Genomic DNA, 20,567 nt, shown 5'->3' on the forward strand with positions numbered 1-20,567 from the left:
GTTTGTAAATGCGGCAGAGCGTGCAGGGCAAGTGGCGGCACCCGCCTACAATTCAAGGTTTTCCAGCCCCTGCAAGGTGTAGCGCCTGGGCTGTTCAATTGAGCGGATTTTCCAATGAGTGCAGCATCTCCTTTGGTTGGCGTGGTGATGGGTTCCAGCAGTGACTGGGACACCATGAAGCAGGCCGCCGACATTCTCGCCGAGTTCGGCATCGCCTTTGAGGCCCAGGTGGTCAGTGCGCACCGCATGCCCGACGAGATGTTTGCCTATGCCGAGGCCGCTGCTGGCCGGGGCTTGCAAGCCATCATCGCCGGCGCCGGCGGTGCCGCCCATCTGCCAGGCATGCTGGCCGCCAAGACGGTGGTGCCGGTGCTGGGTGTGCCGGTGGCCAGCCGCCATCTGCAAGGCGTAGACTCGCTGCATTCCATCGTGCAAATGCCCAAGGGCATCCCGGTTGCCACCTTTGCCATCGGCACCGCCGGTGCGGCCAATGCGGCGCTGTTCGCTGTGGCCATGCTGGCCAACCACGATGCAGCCCTGCGCGACAAGCTGCAGGCCTACCGCGTGCGCCAGACCGAAGTCGCCAAGGCGATGACGCAGGATCTGGTCTGATGTCCGCCGCCAAGTTGCCGGGTCAAGCCACCCTGGGCGTGATGGGTGGCGGCCAGTTGGGTCGCATGTTTGTGCACGCGGCGCAGGCCCTGGGTTACCGCACCGTGGTGCTGGACCCCGATGCCGACAGCCCGGCCGGCCTGGTGGCCCATCAACATATTTGCGCTGATTACGCGGATGCTGCCGGCCTGACCGAGTTGGCCGCGCAGTGCGATGCCATCACCACCGAATTTGAGAACGTGCCCGCGCAAGCCTTGCAGCAATTGGCGCAGACCCGCTTTGTGGCGCCCGCTGCCGCGGCAGTCGCGATCTGCCAGGACCGTGCGGACGAAAAGGCCCACTTCCAGGCCAGCGGCGTGGCTTGCGCGCCCTATGCGCAGATCCGTGACGAGGCTGAGCTGGCGGCGGTGAGCGATGCGCTGCTGCCCGGCATTCTGAAAACCGCCCGCATGGGCTATGACGGCAAGGGCCAGATCCGCGTACGCAACCGCGCCGAACTGGTTGCTGGCTGGGCCGAGCTGAAGCAAGTGCCTTGCGTGCTGGAGCAAATGCTGCCGCTGGCGCTGGAGTTGAGCGTGATCAGCGCCCGCAACGCGGCTGGCCAAATGGTGCAGTTCCCGGTGCAGCAGAACCTGCACCGCGACGGCATTCTGGCCGTCACGCAAGTGCCGGCACCCGCCGTCAGCGCGGACTTGGCAGCCCAGGCCCTGGCGGCCGCGGCGCGCATCGCCACCGAGTTGAACTATGTGGGCGTGCTGTGCGTGGAGTTCTTTGTGTTGCAGGACGGCAGCCTGGTGGTCAACGAAATGGCGCCGCGCCCGCACAACTCCGGCCACTACACCATGAACGCCTGCGATGTGTCGCAGTTCGATTTGCAGGTGCGCGCCATGGCCGGCTTGGCCCTGAATCAGCCGCGCCTGCATTCGCCCACCGTGATGCTGAATTTGCTGGGCGATTTGTGGTTCGATGGGCAAGGGAAAGAGCAAGGGCAGGAGCGCACACCCGCCTGGGCACAAGTGCTGGCGCTGCCCGGCACACACTTGCATCTCTACGGCAAGGCTTCGGCCCGGCCGGGGCGCAAGATGGGCCACCTCAACATCACCGCCGCCACGGCGGCCGAAGCCGAGGCCACGGCGCGTGCCGCCGCCGCGCTGCTCGGCCTGCCCACGCAGTGGTAACAGCGCCAAGCGCCAAGCCCATGTTGTTGGACGGACAAGACCCGCAAGCCCTGGCCCAGGCCGCCGCTGCCCTGGCGGCCGGTGAGCTGGTGGCCTTCCCGACCGAAACGGTTTACGGCCTGGGTGCGCGCGCCGATGTGGACACGGCCGTGGCCAAGATTTTTGCGGCCAAGGGCCGGCCGGCCGATCACCCCTTGATCGTGCATGTGCTGGATGCCGCCGACGCGGCGCAGTTCGCTCTGGCCTTGCCGCCGACGGCGCAGCGCCTGATGGCGGCCTTCTGGCCCGGCCCGCTGACCGTGATCGTCAAACGCCAGCCCGGCATGGCCGCAGCGGCGGCAGGCGGGCAAGACAGCATCGGCCTGCGCTGCCCGGCGCACCCGGTGGCGCGCGCCTTGCTGGCGGCCGCGCGCGAGCGCGGTGTGGCCGGCGTGGCGGCACCCAGCGCCAACCGCTTTGGTCGCGTCAGCCCCACGCAGGCGCAACATGTGGCGGATGAGTTCGAACCCGGCCTGCTGGTGCTCGACGGTGGCGACTGCGAAGTGGGCATCGAGTCCAGCATCGTCGACTGCTCGCGCGAGCGGCCGGTCTTGCTGCGCCCCGGTGTGTTGACGCCGCAGCAAATCGAAGCCGCGTTGGGCGAGCCCCTGGCGCCTGCGCATCAGGGCGACCCGGCCGCGCCGCGTGCCTCCGGCACCCTGGTGGCCCATTACGCGCCGCGCGCCGTGGTGCGCTTGATGAGCAGCCCGGCCCTGGCACAAGCCCTGGCAGGCGAGCGCCCGCAGGGGCTGGCGGTATATTCGCGCGTGGCCTCTGCCGAGGCCGCGTCAACTGGCTCGGCTATCCTCTGGCGCCAGATGCCCGCCGAGGCCAAGGCCACGGCGCATGAGTTGTTTGCAGTTTTGCGAGAGTTGGACGGCGCCGGCGCCAGCCAAATCTGGATCGAAGCGCCACCTGCTGATGTGGCGTGGGATGGGGTCAGAGACCGCTTGTCCCGCGCGGCGGCGGCGTTTGAAGCTTAAGAGCGTCAGCTTAGGGGCCTACCGGCCCGGCTGGCTTGGTTTTTTGGTACGGAGAGTTCATGAAGAGTTTCAAACCTGGCCCGCGTGGCTTTGATGCCCGCTCGAGTCGCCACGGTATTGCCGGTCTGGCCTTCGCCGCCCTGACGTCCCTGGCCTTGCTGAGCGGCTGCGGCGGTGGCACTTCGCAAATTGAGCCCTTCGCACCCACTCGCATCATCAGCTTCGGCGACGAAAGCAGCCTGATCACCAGCGACGGCAAAAAGTACACCATCAACGGCCTCAGCGCGACCACCAACACCCTGGACTGCAGCCTGAACCCGCTGTGGGTGCAGACTCTGGCATCGTCCTTCGGCCTGGTGTTCCGTGAGTGCAATCCCAACCAGATCGCCACGCCCACAGGCCTGATGTACGCCATGGCGGGCGGCAAAGTGGCCGATATGAAGAACAAGCTGGACGCGCATTTCGCCGTCAGCACCTTCGGCCCCAAGGATATGGTCACCGTGATGGTGGGTGCCAACGACATTCTGGAGCTGTATGCCGCCTACCCGGCGCAGAACCAGGCCTCCTTGTTGGACGAGGTGCGGGCCCGCGCCCGCGTGTTGGCCGACCAGATCAACCGCATCGCCAATGCGAATGGCCGCATCGTGCTGGCCACCGTGCTCGACCAGGGCCAAACCCCGTTCGCCCTGAAAGAGCGTTCGAGCAAGGGTGACATCGACCGCGCCGCCTTCCTGACCGAGCTGACGCGCGAGTTCAATCTCGAAATGCGCGTCAACATCCTCAATGATGGCCGCAAGATCGGCCTGGTGCTGGCCGACGAGAACCTGGAAACCGTGGTCAAGTTCCCTTCGTCCTTCGGCTTCAGCAATGTGGTCGATGCTGCTTGCCTGACCACGGTGGCGATCGAGAACTGCAATACCAATACATTGATCGCCGACAGTGGTGCCACAACCTGGTTGTGGGCCTCGGACACCTTGATGTCGCCTGGCGGCCAGGCGCGCTTGGGCTCCATCGCCCTGAGCCGCGCGCGCAACAACCCCTTCTGATTTTTTGGCTGGTCCTTGGCCCGGCTGCGGCGACGCGGTCGGGCTTTTTCTTGTCATCACCTACGCCTCGCTACACTGCTTCAATGACCGTTCTGCTGGCTCTCGACAGTTCCACCGAAATCATGACCCTGGCACTCAGCAGCCCGGCGGGTGAGGCCTTGTTCGAGGCCGAAGGCGGCGCCAACGCCTCCGCGCGCCTGGTGCCCGAAGCGCTGGCGCTGCTGGCTGGCGCCGGCCTGCGCCTGGCGGATGTTGATGCGATCGCCTTCGGGCGCGGCCCCGGTGCCTTCACCGGCCTGCGGGCGGCCTGCGCCGTCGTGCAAGGCCTGGCTTTTGGTGCGGCTAAGCCGGTGCTGGCGATTGATAGCCTGGCCCTGGTGGCCGAAGATGCGCGCCAGCAAGCCGTCTTGGCCGGCGCGCCGCTCAGTGGCCGGGTCTGGGTGGCGATGGATGCCCGCATGGGCGAGATTTACGCGGCCGCCTTCCAGTGCAGCACCGACGGCGCCTGGCAAACCGAACAGGCCGCAGCACTTTACAAACCGGCCGATCTGGCCGCGCATTGGCTGGCGCAAGGCGAGGCATTTGCGTTGGCGGGCTCGGCCTTGACCCCGTTCGCTGCCGAATTGGCGCCGGCACAAGCCTTGTTCGAAGGCCGCGCCTGGCCGCAGAGCCGCTCACGCGCCGCAGCCTTGGCGGCCCTGGCGCGTCAGGCCTGGGCAAATGGCGAGTTGCTTGATGCCGCCGAGGCCATGCCGGTCTATGTGCGCGACAAAGTGGCACAGACCACGCAGGAGCGCCTGGCCTTGCGCGCCGCTGCGGCTGCAGCGCCGTGAGCCTTTCTCTGAGCCCGTCTTCTCCCATGAGCGCCTTGCCGAATTCAATGTCCCAGCCGGAAAGCGCTGCTGCTTCAGCTCTTGCTGCAGCGGGCCTGCATTTGCGCGCCCTCAGCCCGCTCGACTTGCCCGCCATCATGGCCATCGAGACCCAGGTCTACGCCCAGCCCTGGAGCGAGGGCAATTTCAAGGATTCGCTGGCCTCTGGCTACGAAGCTTTTGGCCTGTGGGGGCCTGCAGCCCATGCAAGTGACGCGCAAGCGGACGAATTGCGCGGCTATTGCTTGGCGATGCCCGGCGTGGACGAAATGCACTTGCTCAATATCTCGGTGCACCCCGCCTACCAAGGCCAGGGCTTGGCGCAAGCCATGCTGACCCACTTGGTGCAGCGCTGCCGCGCGCTGGCTTGCGCCCAGCTCTGGCTGGAAGTGCGCCACAGCAACCAGCGCGCCCGCATGGTTTACCGCCGTTACGGTTTCAGCGAGGTGGGCTTGCGCCGCGCCTATTACCCGGCCCATCTTGGCCTGCGTGAAGACGCGGTGCTGATGAGTTTGCCGATTGCGATTGAGAAAGCCGGCCAGGAGCCACAGCCATGACTTGGGACGAGCGTCAACGCGCCATGCTGGCGGCCATGGGCTTGCGGGTCTGGCCACGTGCCGAAGCGCTGGCCGATGCTGACGAAACAGTTGCCGCGCAGGCTGAGCCGCACGCGGAAGCGGTGGACGATCCGGCGCCAGCAAGAGGCGTTGAACGCGACACCCGTGCCGCGCCAGCGCCATCCTCACGCCCCTCGGCACCCGCTGTCGCGGCCGTTCAAGCTCTACCCGCAGCCCTGCGCGGCGAACCTGCGCCCACGGCTTCGCCAAGTGGCACTGCGCCCCTCATTGATGCTGCCGCATTGGATTGGGCGGGCTTGCAGGCGGCGGCAGAAGCCTGCCGCGCCTGCGCCTTGGGTGAGGGCGGCGCCAAGTTGTTTGGCCAAGGCCAGGCACCTGGGCTCATGCCGAAGGTGAGATGCCTGGTGGTGGTTGATGCGGCCGCTGAGTTGGGCGATGGCGATGGCCAGTCACCGCTGAGTGGCGAAGCCGGCACCTTGCTTGCCAATCTGCTGCGGGCCATGGGTCTGAACCTTGCTCAGGCTGCGGATGGGGCTGACCCCGCTGATGCGCGCCCACTGGCCTTTGTGACCAGTCCTCTGAAATGCCGGCCGCAGGCGGGCAAGTCCGCCGCAGCGGCTGAGTTGCAGCGCTGCCAGCCCTTGCTGGCTCGCCAGATTGAGCTGCTGGCGCCGCAGCTGATCCTGGCTCTCGGGCCTTTGTCCATCCAGGCGCTGCTGAGCACCCCGGAGCCACTGGGCCGCCTGCGCGGCCGCGTGCACAGCTATCGCAATATCCCGGTGGTGGTCAGCTACCACCCCGCCTATCTGCTGCGCCAGCAGGCCGATAAGCCGCGCGCCTGGGCCGATTTGTGCCTGGCCCTGGCCAGCTTGGAGGGGCAGTCTTGAAGCCCAGCGACGCCCATCCAACAAGCGAAACAAGCGATCTGGCGCAGCTGATCCAGCAAGACATTGCCGCCGCCGGTGGCTGGATTGGCTTCGATCGTTTCATCGCCCAAGCCTTGTATGCGCCCGGCCTGGGCTATTACAGCGGCGCGCGGCCCAAATTCGGCTTGATGCCAGACGGGCCGCAGGGCAGCTCTGACTTCGTCACCGCACCCGAAATCTCGCCCCTGTTCGGCCAAGCCTTGGCTGCGCAACTGGCGCAGGCGCTACAAGTGACGGGCACCCGCACCCTGTGGGAGTTTGGTGCCGGCACCGGCGCCCTGGCCGAGCAGTTGCTGCAGGCGCTGGGGGATCGCATTGATCGCTACTGCATCGTCGATCTGTCCGGCAGCCTGGCCGCCGTTCAGGCTCAGCGCCTGGCGCGCTGGCAGGGCAAGGTGGAATGGCTGCAGCAGCTTCCCGCCGAGTTCGAGGGCGTGGTGGTCGGCAACGAGGTGTTGGACGCCATGCCGGTGCAATTGCTGGCCTTTGATGGCCAGGCCTGGGCCGAGCGTGGCGTGGTCAGCCACGGTGCGGGCTTTGCCTTCGAGGACCGGCCCACGCCCTTGCGCCCGCCCTTGCTGGATAGCGTGCCCGGCAGCGTGACCGAAATTCATCCCCAAGCGGAAGCCTTTGTGCGCACCCTGGCGCAGCAGCTCAAGCGCGGCGCGGTGTTTTTGCTCGACTACGGCTTCCCCGAGGCCGAGTACTACCACCCCCAGCGCCACGGCGGCACCTTGATGTGCCACCACCTGCACCGCGCCGACCCCGACCCGCTGCAGCTGGTGGGTGAGAAAGACATCACCAGCCATGTCAACTTCACCGGCATCGCCTTGGCTGGGCAAGAGGCCGGGTTGACCGTGCTTGGCTACTGCAACCAGGCTAATTTCCTCATCAACTGCGGCCTGGCCGAGTTGATGGAAGCTGCCACCTTGCCCCAGCGCGCCATGGCCCACCGCCTGATCGCCGAGCATGAGATGGGCGAGCTGTTCAAGGTGATCGGCTTCGCCGCAGGCGAGGAGTTCGAGGCTCTGGGCTTCGTGCGCGGCGACCGCAGCCACACCTTGTAAGCGCTGCTGGCCCTGGGCGTTAGCAGCGCCGGGCTCAGCAGAAACCAGCCAATCGCTTAACCGAGCGCCAGCAAGGCCGCCAATCGCGCCTGCTGCACCGCCCGCCCGATGGCTGGGCCGCTCTTGCCCTCGGCCAGGGCCTGGGCGCTGACCGCACTCAAATCCAGGGCCAACAGCTGGCTCAGATCGGCCAGCAGACGCTCGCGCTGCGGATAGGGCCGGTCCTCGAAGCCGAGGCGGCCACGCGCATCGCATTCGCAGGCCCACAGCATTTGCTCGAAGCGCTCCGGGCGGCGCCAGGCGTCGCAGCGCTCCAGCAGGCGCAGCCGCGCCTCGGCGCCAAAGCTTTGGCTTTGGTGGACATGGGTGTGCTCGCGCGCCACCAAGTCGGCCAGCTCCTTGCAATCATTCGGCACGCGCCAGCGTTCGCTCAATTGCTTGGCCAGCTTGGCGCTCTGGCCTTCATGGCCGATATGGCGCGGCAGCAGTTCGGGCGCGGTGAGGCCTTTGCCAAGGTCGTGGCACAGTGCCGCGTAACGCACCGGCAGCGGGGCCAGGTCTTGCGCGGCATGGTCCAGCACCATCAGCACATGCAGGCCAGTGTCGATCTCGGGGTGATGGGCGGGAGGCTGCGGCACGCCGAACAGGCGGTCCAATGCCGGGCATAGCCGGGCCAGCGCGCCGCAGTCGCGCAGCACTTCGATCATGCGCGAGGGCTTGGCCTCCATCAGCCCGCGTGAGATTTCTTGCCAGACGCGCTCGGCCACCAGCGCGTCCACCTCGCCGGCGGCCACCATCTCGCGCATCAACGCGGTGGTTTCCTCGGCGATGCTGAAGTCCGCAAAGCGGGCGGCGAAGCGGGCCAGCCGCAGGATGCGCACCGGGTCTTCCGCGAAAGCGGGCGAGACATGGCGCAAGACCTTGTCCGCCAAGTCGCGCTGGCCGCCGTAGGGGTCGATGATCTGGCCATCAGCCGCCTGCGCCATCGCGTTGATGGTCAGGTCGCGGCGGCCCAGGTCTTGCTCCAGCGTGACCTCGGGCGCGGCGTGAAAGGCGAATCCGCGATAGCCCGGCGCGGTCTTGCGCTCGGTGCGGGCCAGGGCGTATTCCTCATGGGTCTTCGGGTGCAGAAAAACCGGGAAGTCCTGGCCCACGGCCACAAAGCCCGCCGCCAACATGGCCGCGGGATCGGCGCCAATGACCACCCAGTCGCGGTCACTCTGGGGTAGGCCCAACAAGCTGTCGCGCACCGCGCCGCCCACCAGATAGCTTTGCATCGAACTCATCATTCCTTCAAAAAACTTCCTGCCGGCGAAGCTTGTTCGGCCGGCGATGGCTTGTCATGCGGCCCAAACTGGGCCGGGCCGCTTAGGCATTCGCGGTGCCCTGTGCGCCGCCATCATAGGGAATGACGCCCGTCGCCTTGTGTCTCGGCTACGCAGGGCGCCGCCTGCTGCGACTTGCGCAGGCCCATGAGCCGGGTGCGGCAGCCAGAAAACGGATCGGGCCAGTGAATCGCCGCACTTTGTTCGCTGGGCGCTATGTACCGAACCAATCTTTACAAAGTTTCGGGCGATTTGAGGCCAAAACCCGGCTTGCACCCGCAGCTAGGGGGCTGTGCCGCGCGGGCAAGCCGGGTACATTCGAGCAAACTCAGTCGAGTTCAAGAATCTAGCCTGCCAAAAACACGCTGGATTCACATCAAGATTGGAAGTCGTATGAAGCTCAAACTTATCGTCGCCGCCGTTTTGTCCCTCTCCGCTGTCGCCGCTTCGGCCGCCTCGGTCGATTTGGGCACGCTGGACGGCACGGGTTTTGATTCGACAGGGGGGTTCTCTGGCAAGTTCGCCCTGGGCGAGGCCATTAGTGACGCCTGGAGCTTCACACTGGACACCGCGTCCAATGTGTCTTTCGGCGCGCAGCAGTCCTTTTCATTCGGCAATGGCATCACCAGCTTTGCCGGTGTTCTGGCCGGTTACGGCCCGCTGACTCTGACGGTCAATCCGGCTAATACACAGGCCAATCTGAACTGGTCGGGCCTGTTGGCAGCCGGCACTTACACCGTGAACCTCAGCGGCATTTCTGGCGCACGCAATACCACTTACGTCACGACGGTGGCAGCCACGCCGGTGCCTGAGCCCGAGAGCTACGCGCTGCTGATGGCTGGCCTGGGTGTGCTGGGCTTTGTGGCCCGCCGCCGCAAGTCGGTCTGAGTTGCACCGCAGTCGTCCGAGGCTGCATCGCACAAGAAAAAAGCGCCTGAGGGCGCTTTTTGTTTGTCCGTCGTTTTGGCAGTGCCGGGGCCTGTGAAACCAGCTCAGTCCCTGGACTTGCGGTAGGGCTCGTCAAAGTCCAGAAAGTCTTTTTCTTCCATGGCATCTGCCACCCAGGCGGCCACGGCCGGTTGGGCTTGAATGAGGTGCGAGTAGGCTGCAGCGGCCGGGCTCAGCGGCAGGCCGTAGCGGCTGACGCGCATCACCATGGGCGCGAAATAGGCATCCGCCGCGCTGAAAGCGGCGCCAAACAGGAAGGGGCCGCCGCTGGCCGCCAGCGCATCGCTCCAGAGTGCGTCCAGGCGTTGCAGGTTTTTCCGCAGGCCTTCGTCCTTGGCGAGCAAGTCTGGGCCGATGTGGCTCAGATCGGCTTCGATATTCATCGGGCACAGGCCGCGCAGCTTGCCAAAGCCGGCGTGCATTTCGGCGCACAGGCTGCGGGCGCAGGCGCGCTGCTTGGCGTCCACCGGCCAGATGGCATGGGCGGGGAAGCGCTCGGCAATGGCTTCGGTAATGGCCAGGGTGTCCCACACAGCAAAGCCGTCATCCGCCACCAGCACTGGCACCTGGCCGGTCGGATTGATCTCGGCCAGCGCGCGGTAAAAGCTGGAGCCCGGCGTGAAGTCGAAGCGCAGCTTCACTTCCTCGAAGGGGATGCCAAAAGCCTTCAGCAGCACCCAGGGGCGCATGGACCAAGAGGAGTAGTTTTTGTTGCCAATGACGAGCTTCATGTGCGGGCGGTGGGTTGGGTGATGACAGAGAGCTTCAGCTTAAGGGCAGCTGCGCAGGCCATGGGTGAGCAATCGGCATGGCTTTATTGCTCGCCCGGCAAGGATGGCGCCGGAATGCTTTGCTTGGGCCCAATCTGCTGGCCCAGGCGCTTGCGCAGGCTGCTGGCCTCGGCGCCTTCATTGAGCATTTGGGCGTAAAGGGTGGTGTTGGTCAGCACCTTCTTCACATAGTCGCGGGTTTCGTTGAAGGGAATGTTCTCTACCCAGATGGCGGCGTCGACTGTGTTGCCCTCGCGCCAGCGCCGTGGTCGGCCCGGCCCCGCGTTGTAGGCCGCCGCTGCCATGGCCATGGAGCCACCAAAATCGTCCAGCACCAGCTTCAGGTAGCTGGTGCCGATCAGCACATTGAAGTCGCGGTCATTGAGTAGTTCGGGGCTGTAGGCGATGCCCACTTTCTTGGCCGTCCAGCGCGCGGTGGCCGGCATTACCTGCATCAGACCGGAGGCACCGACATGCGAGCGCGCGTCCATCACAAAGCGTGATTCCTGGCGGATCAGGCCGTAGACATAGGCCGGGTCCACGCCGACCTGGCGCGCCTTGGTGGTGAGCTCGGGCTTGTGCGGCATGGGGAAGCGCTGGGCCATGTCGATCTCGCGCCGGGTGCGCTCGCTGCTATTGATGCAGCGGTCCCAAATCTCGCGCTCGCAGGCTTCTTGGGCGGCGGCGCGCAGCTCGCGCTCGCTCATGCCGCGCAGGCTGAAGTTCCATTCGCGCACGCCTTCGTTGCGCAAGTCGCTGGCGATCAGCAGCAGGGCGCGCTTCAGGCCAGGATGGCTCTGCGCCGCCGCGCGCTCACTGGCGACCAGCGCCGTCGGCGTGGCCGGCAGCGTGGGCGGGGTGCCCAGCTCTTCGGCGGCTAGGCGCCCGTAAAACGTCATCGGCGAGGCAATGGCTTGCAGCAGCTCGCGTGCCTCTTTGTGCAGGGGCTCGCCGGTTGCGCCATCGGCCGCCGTGGCTTGCAGGGCACGGGCGCGCCAGTACTGCCAGGTAGCGTCGCGCTGCTCGGTCTCGCTCAGCAAGGCCATGCTTTTGAGGGCCTGGAACCAGCGCCCATCGCGCAGCGCCGCGCGCGTGGCCCAAGCCAGGGTGTCGTCGCTCCAGTCCGGGCCGCCTTTTTGCTTTTCGCTGAGTTTGAGGGCGCGCTCAAAATAGTCGGGCGCATCGCTGCTGAGCTTGATGGCCGCTTGGCGGCCTGTCTGCGCCCAGGCCCAGGCAGCCAGCTCGGCAGGCAACTGGCGCTGCCAGCGGCTGCTGAGCTGCTCGGCCGTCACGCCGGCATCATTGGCCGCCATGCGCAGCAAGGCCAGGGTGTTCAGCTCATCATGGATGCGCGTGCCGGTCTTGGCCTTGCGGGCCAGATAGCGTGTCGGGTTGTCAAAAATCTCCGCCAGCGCCAACTCCACCGGCTTGCCCAGCAGGCTCGCGGTTTGCTTGGCCAGGCGCACTTTGTTGGTCTCCACCGCCAGGCGCAGCTTGATCCACAGCTCGGCGCTGCTCAGCTGCTTGGCGTCCACCAAATTGCTGGCCAGCAGCTGGCAGCCGTCATCGCCCTCGCGCTGCGCCATCCAGGCGGCGCGGGCGGCGTCCTTGACCTTGCGGCCGGCCAGATGCTCGGTGAGCAGGGCGTAGCAGGTGACTTCGCGGTCGTCACGCATCTGAAAGCGCGGGTAATCGGCGGCGAAGTTGCTCCAATCACGCCGGCGGCCCAGCTCCAGCAGCCAGTCATTGCGCAGCCGGTCTTCCACATAGCTGCCGGGCCAGCGGGCGTAGAAGGCCTCCAGCTCCGGCTGGCTGGTTTCAGCCAGGCGCAGGCCCAGCTGCCAATAGTCCATCCAGGGCGCCAGCGGGTGGCGCTGTTCGATGGCCGTAGCCGCTGCGGCGCTGGCGCGCTTTTTGTCCTTCAACCGCAGGGCCTCGCGGGCTTCGATCAGCAGCGGGTCAGGTCTTGCCTGTTCGGCCTTGCTGGGCGTTGCCGGGCTTTGCGCATGGCAGAGGCCTGAGCCGGCCAAACTCAAGGCCAGGGTCACCAGAGTTGAGAGTCCCAGGCGCTTCCAGGTCTTGGCCAAGGGCTGCGCTTCATATACTGACAAAACTGAGTCCTTCAAAAACAAATCATGGCTGAACATCTGATGGCACCGCACGACCGCAAAGCCCTGCGCACCCAATTGCTTGCGGACCGCGCGGCCTGGCTGCTGAGCCCTGCTGGCCATGCCGCCGCCGCCGCCCTGGGCCACCATCTGCGCGAGGTGTTGACCCAATTGGAACCGCAATGCCTGGGTGTTTTCTGGCCCTTGGAGGGTGAATTTAACGCAGCCGCGTATTTGCAGGGCCTGGCCTTGCAGGATGCACCCGCTTTTGCACAAGCTATTGCGCCGGCAATTGATGCCGATGAGGCGGCCGATGAGGACGAAGATGATGCCCCGCGCTGCCTGCAATTGCACCGCCTGGACTGGGCCTTGCCCTATGCCTACAAGGCCGGCGAGCGCCGCATGGAGTACCGGCGTTGGGATGGCCATCCGCCCAGCGCTAACGACGAATGCGGCATTCCCACCAGCACGGGCGCGCCGGTCTTGCCCGATGTGGTGCTGGTGCCCTGCGTGGGCTTCACCCGCGAGGGCTATCGCCTGGGCTACGGCGGCGGTTATTTCGACCGCTGGCTGGCCGCGCACCCCGGCGTCATCAGCATCGGCCTGGCTTGGTCGGTCAGCGAGGCCGCGTTCGCGGTCGAGTCGCATGATCAGGCCCTGACCCTGCTGCTGACGGAAAAAGAAGTGATCTCACCTTGACCGAGTCTTTGCGCCCCGCTGCGGTGGCAAGCCTTGCGCCCACCCAGCATGCCGTGGCCCGCCTGCGCCATGCCGCGCTGACGCGCGAAACCCGGCCCTATCTCGACCGCAGCGTGCGCCAAGATCGCTGCCCCAATTGCCGCTTGCTGCTCAGTCACTGCATGTGCGCACTGCGGCCGCCGCCGCAACTGGCGCGCGCCGGGGTCTGCCTGATCATGGCCGAGTTCGAGGCGCTCAAGCCCAGCAACACCGGTTGGTTGATCGCCGACTTGCTGGCCGACACCTCGGCCTTCGCCTGGGCGCGCACGGTGCTCGATCCGGCCTTGCCCGAACTTTTGAATGATCCGCAGTGGCAACCCTATCTGGTCTTCCCCGGCGAATTCGCGTCCCCTGATCGGGTGCGCAGCGACTTGCTGCCGGAGGCTTTGGTGGCAGGCGTCGCTGCTTCTGCCGCAGGCGAAGTCGGCGCCACGACCCGGCGCCCGCTCTTTGTCTTGCTGGACGGCACCTGGGCTGAAGCCTGCAAGATCTTCCGAAAAAGCCCGTATCTTGATCGTCTGCCGGTGCTGAGCCTGCAGCCCGAGCAGTTGTCGCGTTATCGCCTGCGCCGCCACATTCACGCCAACCATTTCTGTACCGCCGAAGTGGCCGCACTCTGCCTGGCCCTGGCCGGCGAGGCTCAGCTGGCGCAGCGCCTGGAGGCCTATCTGGATGTGTTCAGCACCCGCTATCTGCAAGCGCGGCAAAGCGTGCCTGCAGACCTGACGGATGCCACCCATCAACATTGGCTGGCGCTGTGCGCCGAGTGATCTAGACCTCGCCCACCTCCGCCCGCGACAGCGCTGCTTGCGCTTCGATCCAATGGGCGAATTGCTGCACCTCGGGCCGCTGGCGGCCCTGTTCCGTTTGCAGCATCCAATAGGCAAAGGGGCTGGCCATGCGGGCGCCGGCGCCGAAGGGCTCGACCAAGTCGCCGCGCTGCAATTGTTCTGACACCAGCACCAAGCGGGCCAGGGCCACGGCCTGGCCGGCCAGTGCCGCTTGAATCTGCTGGTAGGTGAAGTTGAGATACATCCAGCGGCGCGGCTGCAACTCGGCCTGGCCTTGGCCGGCCAGCCAGCGCCGCCAGCTGAGGTATTCGGCGCTGGGCCGGTGATCATCCTCTTCGGCCAAGGTGTACTCGGCCAGATCGGCCGCCTTGCGCAAGGGCGGGCTGCTGCCTTGCGCGGCCTGCGTCGCCAGCATGCCGCTGATAACGGGCGTTAGCACTTCGCCGAACAGGCGCAGCGCGCCGCTGGGTACGCGGTCCGGCGAGGTGTAGCGCAGGGCAAGATCGACCTCGCTGTCTTCCAACTCCAGCACGCTGTCGTTGGCCGAGACGCGGATGTCGATGTCTGGGTGCGCCTGCTGAAACGCTGCCAAGCGCGGGATCAGCCACAGCGATGCAAAGGACGCGAACGTGGTGACGTTGACCACCTGGCGCCCGTGGGCCTGGCGGATCTGCCGCACGCTTTGGTCCAGGCGTTGCAAGACTTGTTCGGCGGTGGGCTTGAGCACGGCGCCGTCGCTGGTCAGCTCCACAAAGCGGGTGCCGCGCAGAAAGAGCGCCGTGCCGATTTCCTCCTCCAGCGCGCGGATCTGGCGGCTGATGGCGGATTGGGTCAGGTGCAGCTCTTCGGCCGCGGCGCGGAAGCTCAAGAGCCGCGCCACCGCCTCGAAGGCGCGCAGCGGGCCAATCGCCAGCGGGCGTTGGCGGGGCAGCGCTTTGGGGACAGGCTTGGTGGCAGGCGCTGGCGGCAGGTTGGAGGCTTGATTCATGCTTGAACGGAATTAATCATGGCCGCCGATCTCATTGGACGCTGCAGCCCGCCAACTCTAGCATTCACACCTAATCGATGCGAACAATGCCTCACAGGTAAAGGCGGTCGCGGCGGATGATGAGGAGAGCAGTGATGAGTAATCAGCAAGCATTGTGGCGGCTTGACCCGGGTCAGGCGCTGAGTTTCAAGATCGGGCCGGGCGCACGTGAGTTGCAGGTGACGGCGGGGCGGGTCTGGTTGACCGAGGCCGCAGGCCAAGCGTCGAAGCAAGGCGCAGGGAAAGAAGGTCAGTTGCCGGCCGACGTTTGGCTGCAAGCCGGCGAGAGCCTGCGCCTGGCCTCCGGCACGCAAGTCTTGCTGGAGGGCTGGCCGTCGGCACAGTTTCAATTGTTGGTGCCGCCATGCCCTGAATTGGCCGAACAGCAGCAGCGCCGTCGCGCCACGGCGGGGCGTGCGCAGCAGGGCGCTATGCGCCACCTGCTGGCTTCTTCTTGGCGCGGCCTGGCGCGGCTGCCCGCGTCTTGGGGCTCAGCGCGCCCGGCGGCTTGATCGCTGCCGCGCGCTTGGCCACCTTCTGATTGGCCTTGGCGAGCTTTTGCGCCTGTGTGCGCAAGGCTGCCGCCATCGCCAAGCGGGCCCAGGGCGCAAGCAGTGGTGGCGAGTCCAGCGCTTCCTCGGGCGGGCGGAAGTAGCCCAGGGTCATGGTCTCGCCCTCGCGCTGATAGCAAAAGGGCTGGCAGCCGGCGGCCTCGAACTGGCCGCGTGTTTGCGCGTCGGTTTTCAGGTAAAGCTGCTCGTCAACAATCAGCGCGACAAAGAGGTCGTCCAGATAAATGCCGTGTCCGCCAAACATGCGGCGCAAGCGCACCGGCCCCAGGGGCTGCAATAGTTCGGCGCAATGTCGGGCGAATTCTTGGCTCATGGCGGGACTCTAAGCGACTCAGCGGCAGCACCCGCGAGCGTCAAGGGCCTGAATCCCATCAATCCTCCACTCAACGCTTCGCCGTCCCAGCGCTGGCCTTGCTAGCGCGCAGCCTGCAGCATGGCAGCCATTTTTTCGTGGATCAGATTGACGGCCTTGAGCGGCCGCAGCATCACCTTGAATTCGGTGACTTGCCCATCATCGTTCCACTTGATCATGTCCACGCCGTTGATGCTGATGCCGTCGAGCTCGAGTTCGAACTCCAGGATGGCATCTCGATCAGCTTTCAGCTCCCGCACGTATCGAAAAGACTCGTTGCCAAAGACATGGAATGCCGCAGCGAGATACATCGTCGTGATGGCCTTGCCGACTTGTGGCTTGTGTACGACCGGCGAATAAAACACGGCGTCATCTGCCAGCAGGGCATCAAGCCCTTGAACATCGCGTTGTTTGAGAAGCTTGTGCCAAGTGGCTATTGGGTCGAGTTGCATGGATCACCTTGGGTTCGGAGGAGGCCTGCTTGTTGGCACGTAACTTGAATTCCGTGCGGATTGGTTTGTGCGACTGGCTAGCCAGCACTTCTGCGCTCAACATAGCAAATGTGGGTGTGTCCCGGAACCGGTAGCAACCCACGGTCGAGCGGCAACTGGCTTTTCCCTGCCTAAACTGTGCGTCATGAGCGACATCCTGACTTTGACCATGAACCCGGCCGTCGATGTGTTCACCTCGGTGGACCGCGTCATCCCAGGGCACAAGCTGCGTTGTGAGCCGGCGCAGATGCACCCCGGTGGCGGGGGCATCAATGTGGCGCGGGTCTTGCACCGGCTGGGTAGCGATGTGCTGGCGCTGTATGCCGCTGGTGGCATCACGGGCAGCCTGCTGGCTGAGTTGCTGGCGCAGGAGCAAACGCCCGCGCAGGCGCTGCCGATTGCGGGCGAAACGCGTGAGAGCTTCACGGCCCACGAGCACAGCAGCCAGCAGGACTATCGCTTTGTGCTGCCCGGCCCGCGCTTGTCGGCGCTTGAATGCCAGCGTTGCCTCGATGCGCTGAGCCAGTTTGGCCGCCCGCGCTTTCTAGTGGCCAGCGGCAGCCTGCCGCCCGGCGCGCCGGAAGACTTTTATGCTCAGGTGGCCGGCCGGGCCCGGCAGCAGGGCAGCAAGATGGTGCTCGACACCTCGGGCGCCGCGCTGCTGGCGGCCTTGCGGGCGAGGGTCTATCTGGTCAAGCCCAGCTTGCGTGAGTTGCGTGAACTGACCGGCCTGCCTTTGACTGCCGAGCCTGAGTGGCGCGATGCGGCGCGCGCGCTGATCGAGCAGGGCCAAGCCGAGATCGTGGCCCTGTCTTTGGGGGAGGAGGGGGCGCTGCTGGTCTCGGCCCAGCAGGCTTGGCGCGCCCAGGCGCTCAAGGTGGAGGTGGCCAGCACCATTGGCGCGGGCGACAGCTTCCTGGCCGCGCTGGTGTGGTCGCTTGCTCAGCATGATCAGCATGATCAATTGGAATTGGCCTTGCGCCACGCCATGGCGGCGGGTGCGGCCGCGCTGCTGAAATCGGGCACCTCGCTGTGCCAGGCCAGCGATGTGCAGCGGCTTTTGGCGGATGTTCGGATCACGCAGGTCTGAAAAGCGCAGATGGCCGAACGGGCGCCGGCGCAAGATGAGTCAAGCCAAGACCACCGGAAACCCGCTCACGCCTGCCGCGCCGGCACTGCACAATGCCCTCAGATATGTCTTTGCTGCTGGAGTACCGCGTGGACTTGACTGATGACCGTGCTGCTGAACGCCAGAAATTGCGCCCCAAGCTGATTCGTGAGCGCTTGGACATGCCCGACCGCCTGGAGCGCGCCGAGGTGCTGCAGAGCGTTTTGCGCGCCTGGCTGATTCCGCGCGATGAGTTGACCATCGGCGCTTACTGGCCCATCAAGGGTGAGTTTGATCCGCTGCCGGCGCTGTACCGCTGGAGCGAATCTGACCCGCAGCGCAAGATCGGCCTGCCGGTGGTGGACAAGGTCCATGGCACGCTGAGTTTTCAGGTTTGGTATCCGGGCTGCCCGATGGAGGAGGATGCCTACGGTATCTTGAAGCCCAAAGACACCGAGGTGTTTGAGCCCGGTCTGGTGCTGGTACCTTGCCTGGGCTACGGACCCTTTGGCCTGCGCCTGGGTTATGGCGGTGGCTTCATGGACCGTACCTTGGCCTCGCTGACACCGCGCCCGGCCACGGCAGGCTTGGCTTATGCCCACGGCTTCCAGCCGCTACTGAAAGCTTTGCCTCACGACGTGCCGCTGGACGCCATGCTCACCGAGGAGGGCGTGGTGTGGGACAAGAATGGCTGAGTGCGCAGGGCGCCGCGCTGCACATTGCAACTGCGCCGCACCTGCTTGACGCATCGGTTCGCCTCAGATCCTGCTCGCCGCGATGCATTAATATATTTACAAAATACAAGCTGGGCGGAATTTCGCTCACAATTCAGTCATGACTAAGACCTACTCCCACCACCTCCATCAGCTGCAAGCCCAGGCCGAACAGGCGCTGGCGCGCTGTGGCTTTGATGCGCTTGTGATCGCCTCGGGCATCGAGAAGTACGCGTTTCTGGACGACCGGCCCTATCTGTTTGCGCCCAACCCGCACTTCAAGCATTGGCTGCCGCTGGTCAACCACCCGCACAGCTGGCTGCTGATCCGCCCCGGCCACAAGCCGCGGGTGGTGTACTACCAGCCGGATGATTTCTGGCATGTGCCGCCCAGCGACCCGGCCGGCGAGTGGACGGACCTGGTGGAGCTGGTGGTGATCGGCCAGCCCGAAGAGGCGCTCGCCCATCTGCAAGTGCCCGGCCGCCTGGCCATCATTGGCGAGGCGGACGCCGCCCTGGACGGCGTGACGCCCAACAACCCGGCCGATCTGCTCAATATCCTGCACTATCAGCGCGCCAACAAAACCGGCTACGAGCTGGAGCAAATGCGCGCGGCCTCGCGCCGCGCTGTGCCGGCCCATCTGGCCGCCAAGGCCGCCTTCCTGGCCGGCGCCTCCGAGTTGGACATTCACCGCGCCTATTTGGCTGCCTGCGGCCACACCGACCGTGACTTGCCGTACACCAATATCGTGGCACTCAACGAGCATGGCGCGGTGCTGCACTACCAGTATCAAGAGGCGCAAGCCCCGGCCGAATCCCGCGCGCTGCTGATCGACGCTGGCGCTCAAGTCAACGGTTATGCCAGCGACATCACCCGCACCTGGAGCGCCGGTGATGCCATGTTCGACGCCTTGCTGGCGCGCATGGAAGCGGCCCAGCTGGCGCTGGTGGATGAGGTGCGCGCGGGCGTGGACTATCGCAGCATCCACCTCAGCACTCACGCCAAGGTGGCGGGCATTCTGCAGGACCTCGGCGTGGTCAAACTGAGCGTTGCTGAGCAGCTGGCGCAGGGCGTGACCTCCACCTTCTTCCCGCATGGCATCGGCCATCTGATCGGCCTGCAGGTGCACGATGTGGGCGGCTTCATGGCTGACGACAGCGGCACGCTGTCGCCCAAGCCCGAAGGCCATCCCTATCTGCGCCTGACCCGCACGCTGACGCCTGGCATGGTGGTCACCATCGAGCCTGGCCTCTACTTCATCCCGACCTTGCTGAACAAGCTCAAGGCCACGCCCGCGGCCGCCGCGGTGGATTGGAGTTTGGTGGCGCACCTGAGCCGCTTCGGTGGCGTGCGCATCGAGGACGATGTGGTCTGCCGTGCCGATGGCGGGCCGGAGAATCTGACGCGGGATGCGTTCGCGGCGCAGGCCTGATCAGCGGGCTTGGTTTCGGCTGCTTCGGCCGACCTGTGTTGTGACTTCAGCCAGCAGGCTTAGCAAAGCCGGCTAGCTGAAGTGCAGCGCTGACTAGCGCGTGCTTTGGTCGATGGCGCGATCCATCATGCGCTGACGTAAATCGTTATTGCTGTTCATATCCAGCACCTCGCGCAAGGCCGCCTTTTTGCCCGGCGCCGACGCGGCTCCGCCAGCTGATGCGGGCGTGCCCGTTGCACCCGCTTGGCGGCCGGGTTCGGCCACGGTGTTGACCGTGCCGCCCGACACATCGCCCTGCGCATAGCCTGCTGGGCAAGCCACATCGGTGTAGACCACCTCGCGGCCGCGCAGGCATTTGCGCATCACGCCTTGCGGCAGCGGCTTGGCGGCACCGGGCGGCGGCTTGACAGGTTCAGCAATCTCGCGGCGACTGCCGTTGTCGAATTGAATCGGGCGGGCCTTGCCGGCGCCGGGGTTGATCAAGTCGCGTACAAATTCGGTGTTTCTGACATGCCAGCCGGCGGCTAGGGTGAGCAAAGCAATAGCAATCCAGAGCAGGTAACGCAGGGGCATGGCGGGCAGCGAAAAATGGCTAAAAACAGGCTTGTGATTCTGCGGCACAAGTCCTGTTTTGGCCTCTCAATTTCGGCCCCTCCTTTGGGGGAGGGGTGGTGGTTTGCCTCGCTCGGCCCGCGGCTTACTTGGTCGTGATGGTGATGGGCATATTGGCGCTGGCCTGGCGGCCGGCCGAGTCCAGCACCCGGAAGCTCGGCGCATAGTTGCCGGTGACGGCGCCGGGACAGAGCAGCGCCAGAAATGAAAAAACCGCAGCCGAGGCTGCGGTTTTCAAATGGGGCAGAAGTTGAGCGCACGCTGTGGTGCGCGCAGGCT

23 protein-coding genes are annotated in these 20,567 nt (G+C 65.6%); 15 read left to right on the forward strand and 8 right to left on the reverse strand.

Annotated elements, in window-relative coordinates; all coding sequences use genetic code 11:
- Positions 1–114: 114 nt before the first annotated feature.
- The 8 genes from purE to AABB87_RS17965 all read left to right on the forward strand — a co-directional run bounded on the left by purE (position 115) and on the right by AABB87_RS17965 (position 7,301).
- Positions 115–612 carry a 5-(carboxyamino)imidazole ribonucleotide mutase gene (gene purE / locus AABB87_RS17930; protein WP_341972632.1) on the forward strand — a complete coding sequence of 166 codons (498 nt, stop codon included), beginning with the start codon at positions 115–117 and terminating at the stop codon, positions 610–612.
- On the forward strand, positions 612–1,790 hold the full coding sequence (locus AABB87_RS17935) for a 5-(carboxyamino)imidazole ribonucleotide synthase (RefSeq protein WP_341972633.1): 1,179 nt from the start codon (positions 612–614) through the stop codon (positions 1,788–1,790). Before purE ends, AABB87_RS17935 begins: the two co-directional genes overlap by 1 nt.
- A 20-nt stretch (positions 1,791–1,810) precedes the next feature.
- A complete protein-coding gene (locus AABB87_RS17940) occupies positions 1,811–2,812 on the forward strand; it encodes an L-threonylcarbamoyladenylate synthase (RefSeq protein ID WP_341972634.1) in 1,002 nt (333 codons plus the stop codon).
- 59 nt (positions 2,813–2,871) lie between these two features.
- Complete coding sequence (locus AABB87_RS17945; protein WP_341972635.1) at positions 2,872–3,858, forward strand: SGNH/GDSL hydrolase family protein; 987 nt, start codon at positions 2,872–2,874, stop codon at positions 3,856–3,858.
- Positions 3,859–3,941: 83 nt separating this feature from the next.
- Positions 3,942–4,691: a tRNA (adenosine(37)-N6)-threonylcarbamoyltransferase complex dimerization subunit type 1 TsaB gene (tsaB, locus tag AABB87_RS17950; protein WP_341972636.1), complete on the forward strand. Its 750-nt coding sequence runs from the start codon at positions 3,942–3,944 to the stop codon at positions 4,689–4,691.
- Between the two features lie 47 nt (positions 4,692–4,738).
- The gene (gene rimI, locus AABB87_RS17955; RefSeq protein ID WP_341972637.1) at positions 4,739–5,287 is read left to right on the forward strand and encodes a ribosomal protein S18-alanine N-acetyltransferase; all 549 of its coding nucleotides are present in this window, start codon (positions 4,739–4,741) and stop codon (positions 5,285–5,287) included.
- Positions 5,284–6,195, forward strand: a complete 912-nt coding sequence (locus AABB87_RS17960) for a uracil-DNA glycosylase (protein WP_341972638.1) — start codon at positions 5,284–5,286, stop codon at positions 6,193–6,195. Before rimI ends, AABB87_RS17960 begins: the two co-directional genes overlap by 4 nt.
- Complete coding sequence (locus tag AABB87_RS17965) at positions 6,192–7,301, forward strand: class I SAM-dependent methyltransferase (RefSeq protein ID WP_341972639.1); 1,110 nt, start codon at positions 6,192–6,194, stop codon at positions 7,299–7,301. The genes AABB87_RS17960 and AABB87_RS17965 overlap by 4 nt, the downstream gene beginning before the upstream one ends.
- Before the next feature lie 56 nt (positions 7,302–7,357).
- Here the strand turns inward: AABB87_RS17965 and AABB87_RS17970 are convergent, their stop codons facing one another.
- The gene (locus tag AABB87_RS17970; protein WP_341972640.1) at positions 7,358–8,587 is read right to left on the reverse strand and encodes a multifunctional CCA addition/repair protein; all 1,230 of its coding nucleotides are present in this window, start codon (positions 8,585–8,587) and stop codon (positions 7,358–7,360) included.
- A gap of 432 nt (positions 8,588–9,019) precedes the next feature.
- On the opposite strand from AABB87_RS17970, the gene AABB87_RS17975 reads away from it, so the two are divergent.
- On the forward strand, positions 9,020–9,514 hold the full coding sequence (locus tag AABB87_RS17975) for an FxDxF family PEP-CTERM protein (RefSeq protein ID WP_341972641.1): 495 nt from the start codon (positions 9,020–9,022) through the stop codon (positions 9,512–9,514).
- A 104-nt stretch (positions 9,515–9,618) separates the two neighbouring features.
- On the opposite strand, the gene AABB87_RS17980 is transcribed toward AABB87_RS17975, so the two are convergent.
- Together AABB87_RS17980 and AABB87_RS17985 are read right to left on the reverse strand one after the other, a co-directional pair.
- A complete protein-coding gene (locus AABB87_RS17980) occupies positions 9,619–10,305 on the reverse strand; it encodes a glutathione S-transferase family protein (RefSeq protein ID WP_341972642.1) in 687 nt (228 codons plus the stop codon).
- A gap of 83 nt (positions 10,306–10,388) precedes the next feature.
- Positions 10,389–12,455, reverse strand: coding sequence for a lytic transglycosylase domain-containing protein (locus tag AABB87_RS17985; RefSeq protein ID WP_341972643.1), 2,067 nt, complete (start codon positions 12,453–12,455; stop codon positions 10,389–10,391).
- A 24-nt stretch (positions 12,456–12,479) separates the two neighbouring features.
- Between AABB87_RS17985 and AABB87_RS17990 the strand changes: the two genes are divergently transcribed.
- Both AABB87_RS17990 and AABB87_RS17995 read left to right on the forward strand, forming a co-directional pair.
- On the forward strand, positions 12,480–13,151 hold the full coding sequence (locus AABB87_RS17990; RefSeq protein WP_341972644.1) for a 5-formyltetrahydrofolate cyclo-ligase: 672 nt from the start codon (positions 12,480–12,482) through the stop codon (positions 13,149–13,151).
- Entirely contained in the window at positions 13,148–13,960 is an 813-nt protein-coding gene (locus AABB87_RS17995) for a tRNA-uridine aminocarboxypropyltransferase (RefSeq protein ID WP_341972645.1), read from the forward strand. Before AABB87_RS17990 ends, AABB87_RS17995 begins: the two co-directional genes overlap by 4 nt.
- 1 nt (position 13,961) lies before the next feature.
- On the opposite strand, the gene AABB87_RS18000 is transcribed toward AABB87_RS17995, so the two are convergent.
- The gene (locus AABB87_RS18000; protein ID WP_341972646.1) at positions 13,962–14,969 is read right to left on the reverse strand and encodes a LysR substrate-binding domain-containing protein; all 1,008 of its coding nucleotides are present in this window, start codon (positions 14,967–14,969) and stop codon (positions 13,962–13,964) included.
- 134 nt (positions 14,970–15,103) lie between these two features.
- Here AABB87_RS18000 and AABB87_RS18005 point away from each other — a divergent pair, with 134 nt between their 5' ends.
- Positions 15,104–15,520, forward strand: coding sequence for a DUF2917 domain-containing protein (locus AABB87_RS18005; protein WP_341972647.1), 417 nt, complete (start codon positions 15,104–15,106; stop codon positions 15,518–15,520).
- Here the strand turns inward: AABB87_RS18005 and AABB87_RS18010 are convergent.
- Positions 15,438–15,893, reverse strand: a complete 456-nt coding sequence (locus AABB87_RS18010; RefSeq protein ID WP_341972648.1) for a TfoX/Sxy family protein — start codon at positions 15,891–15,893, stop codon at positions 15,438–15,440. The genes AABB87_RS18005 and AABB87_RS18010 overlap by 83 nt on opposite strands.
- Positions 15,894–15,994: 101 nt before the next feature.
- Positions 15,995–16,384, reverse strand: a complete 390-nt coding sequence (locus tag AABB87_RS18015) for a nuclear transport factor 2 family protein (RefSeq protein ID WP_341972649.1) — start codon at positions 16,382–16,384, stop codon at positions 15,995–15,997.
- A 184-nt stretch (positions 16,385–16,568) separates the two neighbouring features.
- Between AABB87_RS18015 and AABB87_RS18020 the strand changes: the two genes are divergently transcribed.
- From AABB87_RS18020 to pepQ, 3 genes are all read left to right on the forward strand, one after another.
- Entirely contained in the window at positions 16,569–17,513 is a 945-nt protein-coding gene (locus tag AABB87_RS18020; RefSeq protein ID WP_341972650.1) for a 1-phosphofructokinase family hexose kinase, read from the forward strand.
- 104 nt (positions 17,514–17,617) lie between these two features.
- The gene (locus AABB87_RS18025) at positions 17,618–18,226 is read left to right on the forward strand and encodes a 5-formyltetrahydrofolate cyclo-ligase (protein WP_341972651.1); all 609 of its coding nucleotides are present in this window, start codon (positions 17,618–17,620) and stop codon (positions 18,224–18,226) included.
- A 139-nt stretch (positions 18,227–18,365) separates the two neighbouring features.
- A complete protein-coding gene (pepQ, locus tag AABB87_RS18030) occupies positions 18,366–19,676 on the forward strand; it encodes a Xaa-Pro dipeptidase (RefSeq protein WP_341972652.1) in 1,311 nt (436 codons plus the stop codon).
- 93 nt (positions 19,677–19,769) lie between these two features.
- Here pepQ and AABB87_RS18035 read toward each other — a convergent pair whose 3' ends face one another.
- Together AABB87_RS18035 and AABB87_RS18040 are read right to left on the reverse strand one after the other, a co-directional pair.
- Positions 19,770–20,249, reverse strand: a complete 480-nt coding sequence (locus AABB87_RS18035; RefSeq protein WP_341972653.1) for a hypothetical protein — start codon at positions 20,247–20,249, stop codon at positions 19,770–19,772.
- A gap of 124 nt (positions 20,250–20,373) precedes the next feature.
- Positions 20,374–20,526 carry a hypothetical protein gene (locus AABB87_RS18040; protein ID WP_341972654.1) on the reverse strand — a complete coding sequence of 51 codons (153 nt, stop codon included), beginning with the start codon at positions 20,524–20,526 and terminating at the stop codon, positions 20,374–20,376.
- Between the last annotated feature and the right edge of the window lie 41 nt (positions 20,527–20,567).

Source organism: Roseateles sp. PN1, from assembly GCF_038419725.1.
GTDB lineage: Bacteria > Pseudomonadota > Gammaproteobacteria > Burkholderiales > Burkholderiaceae_C > Paucibacter_A.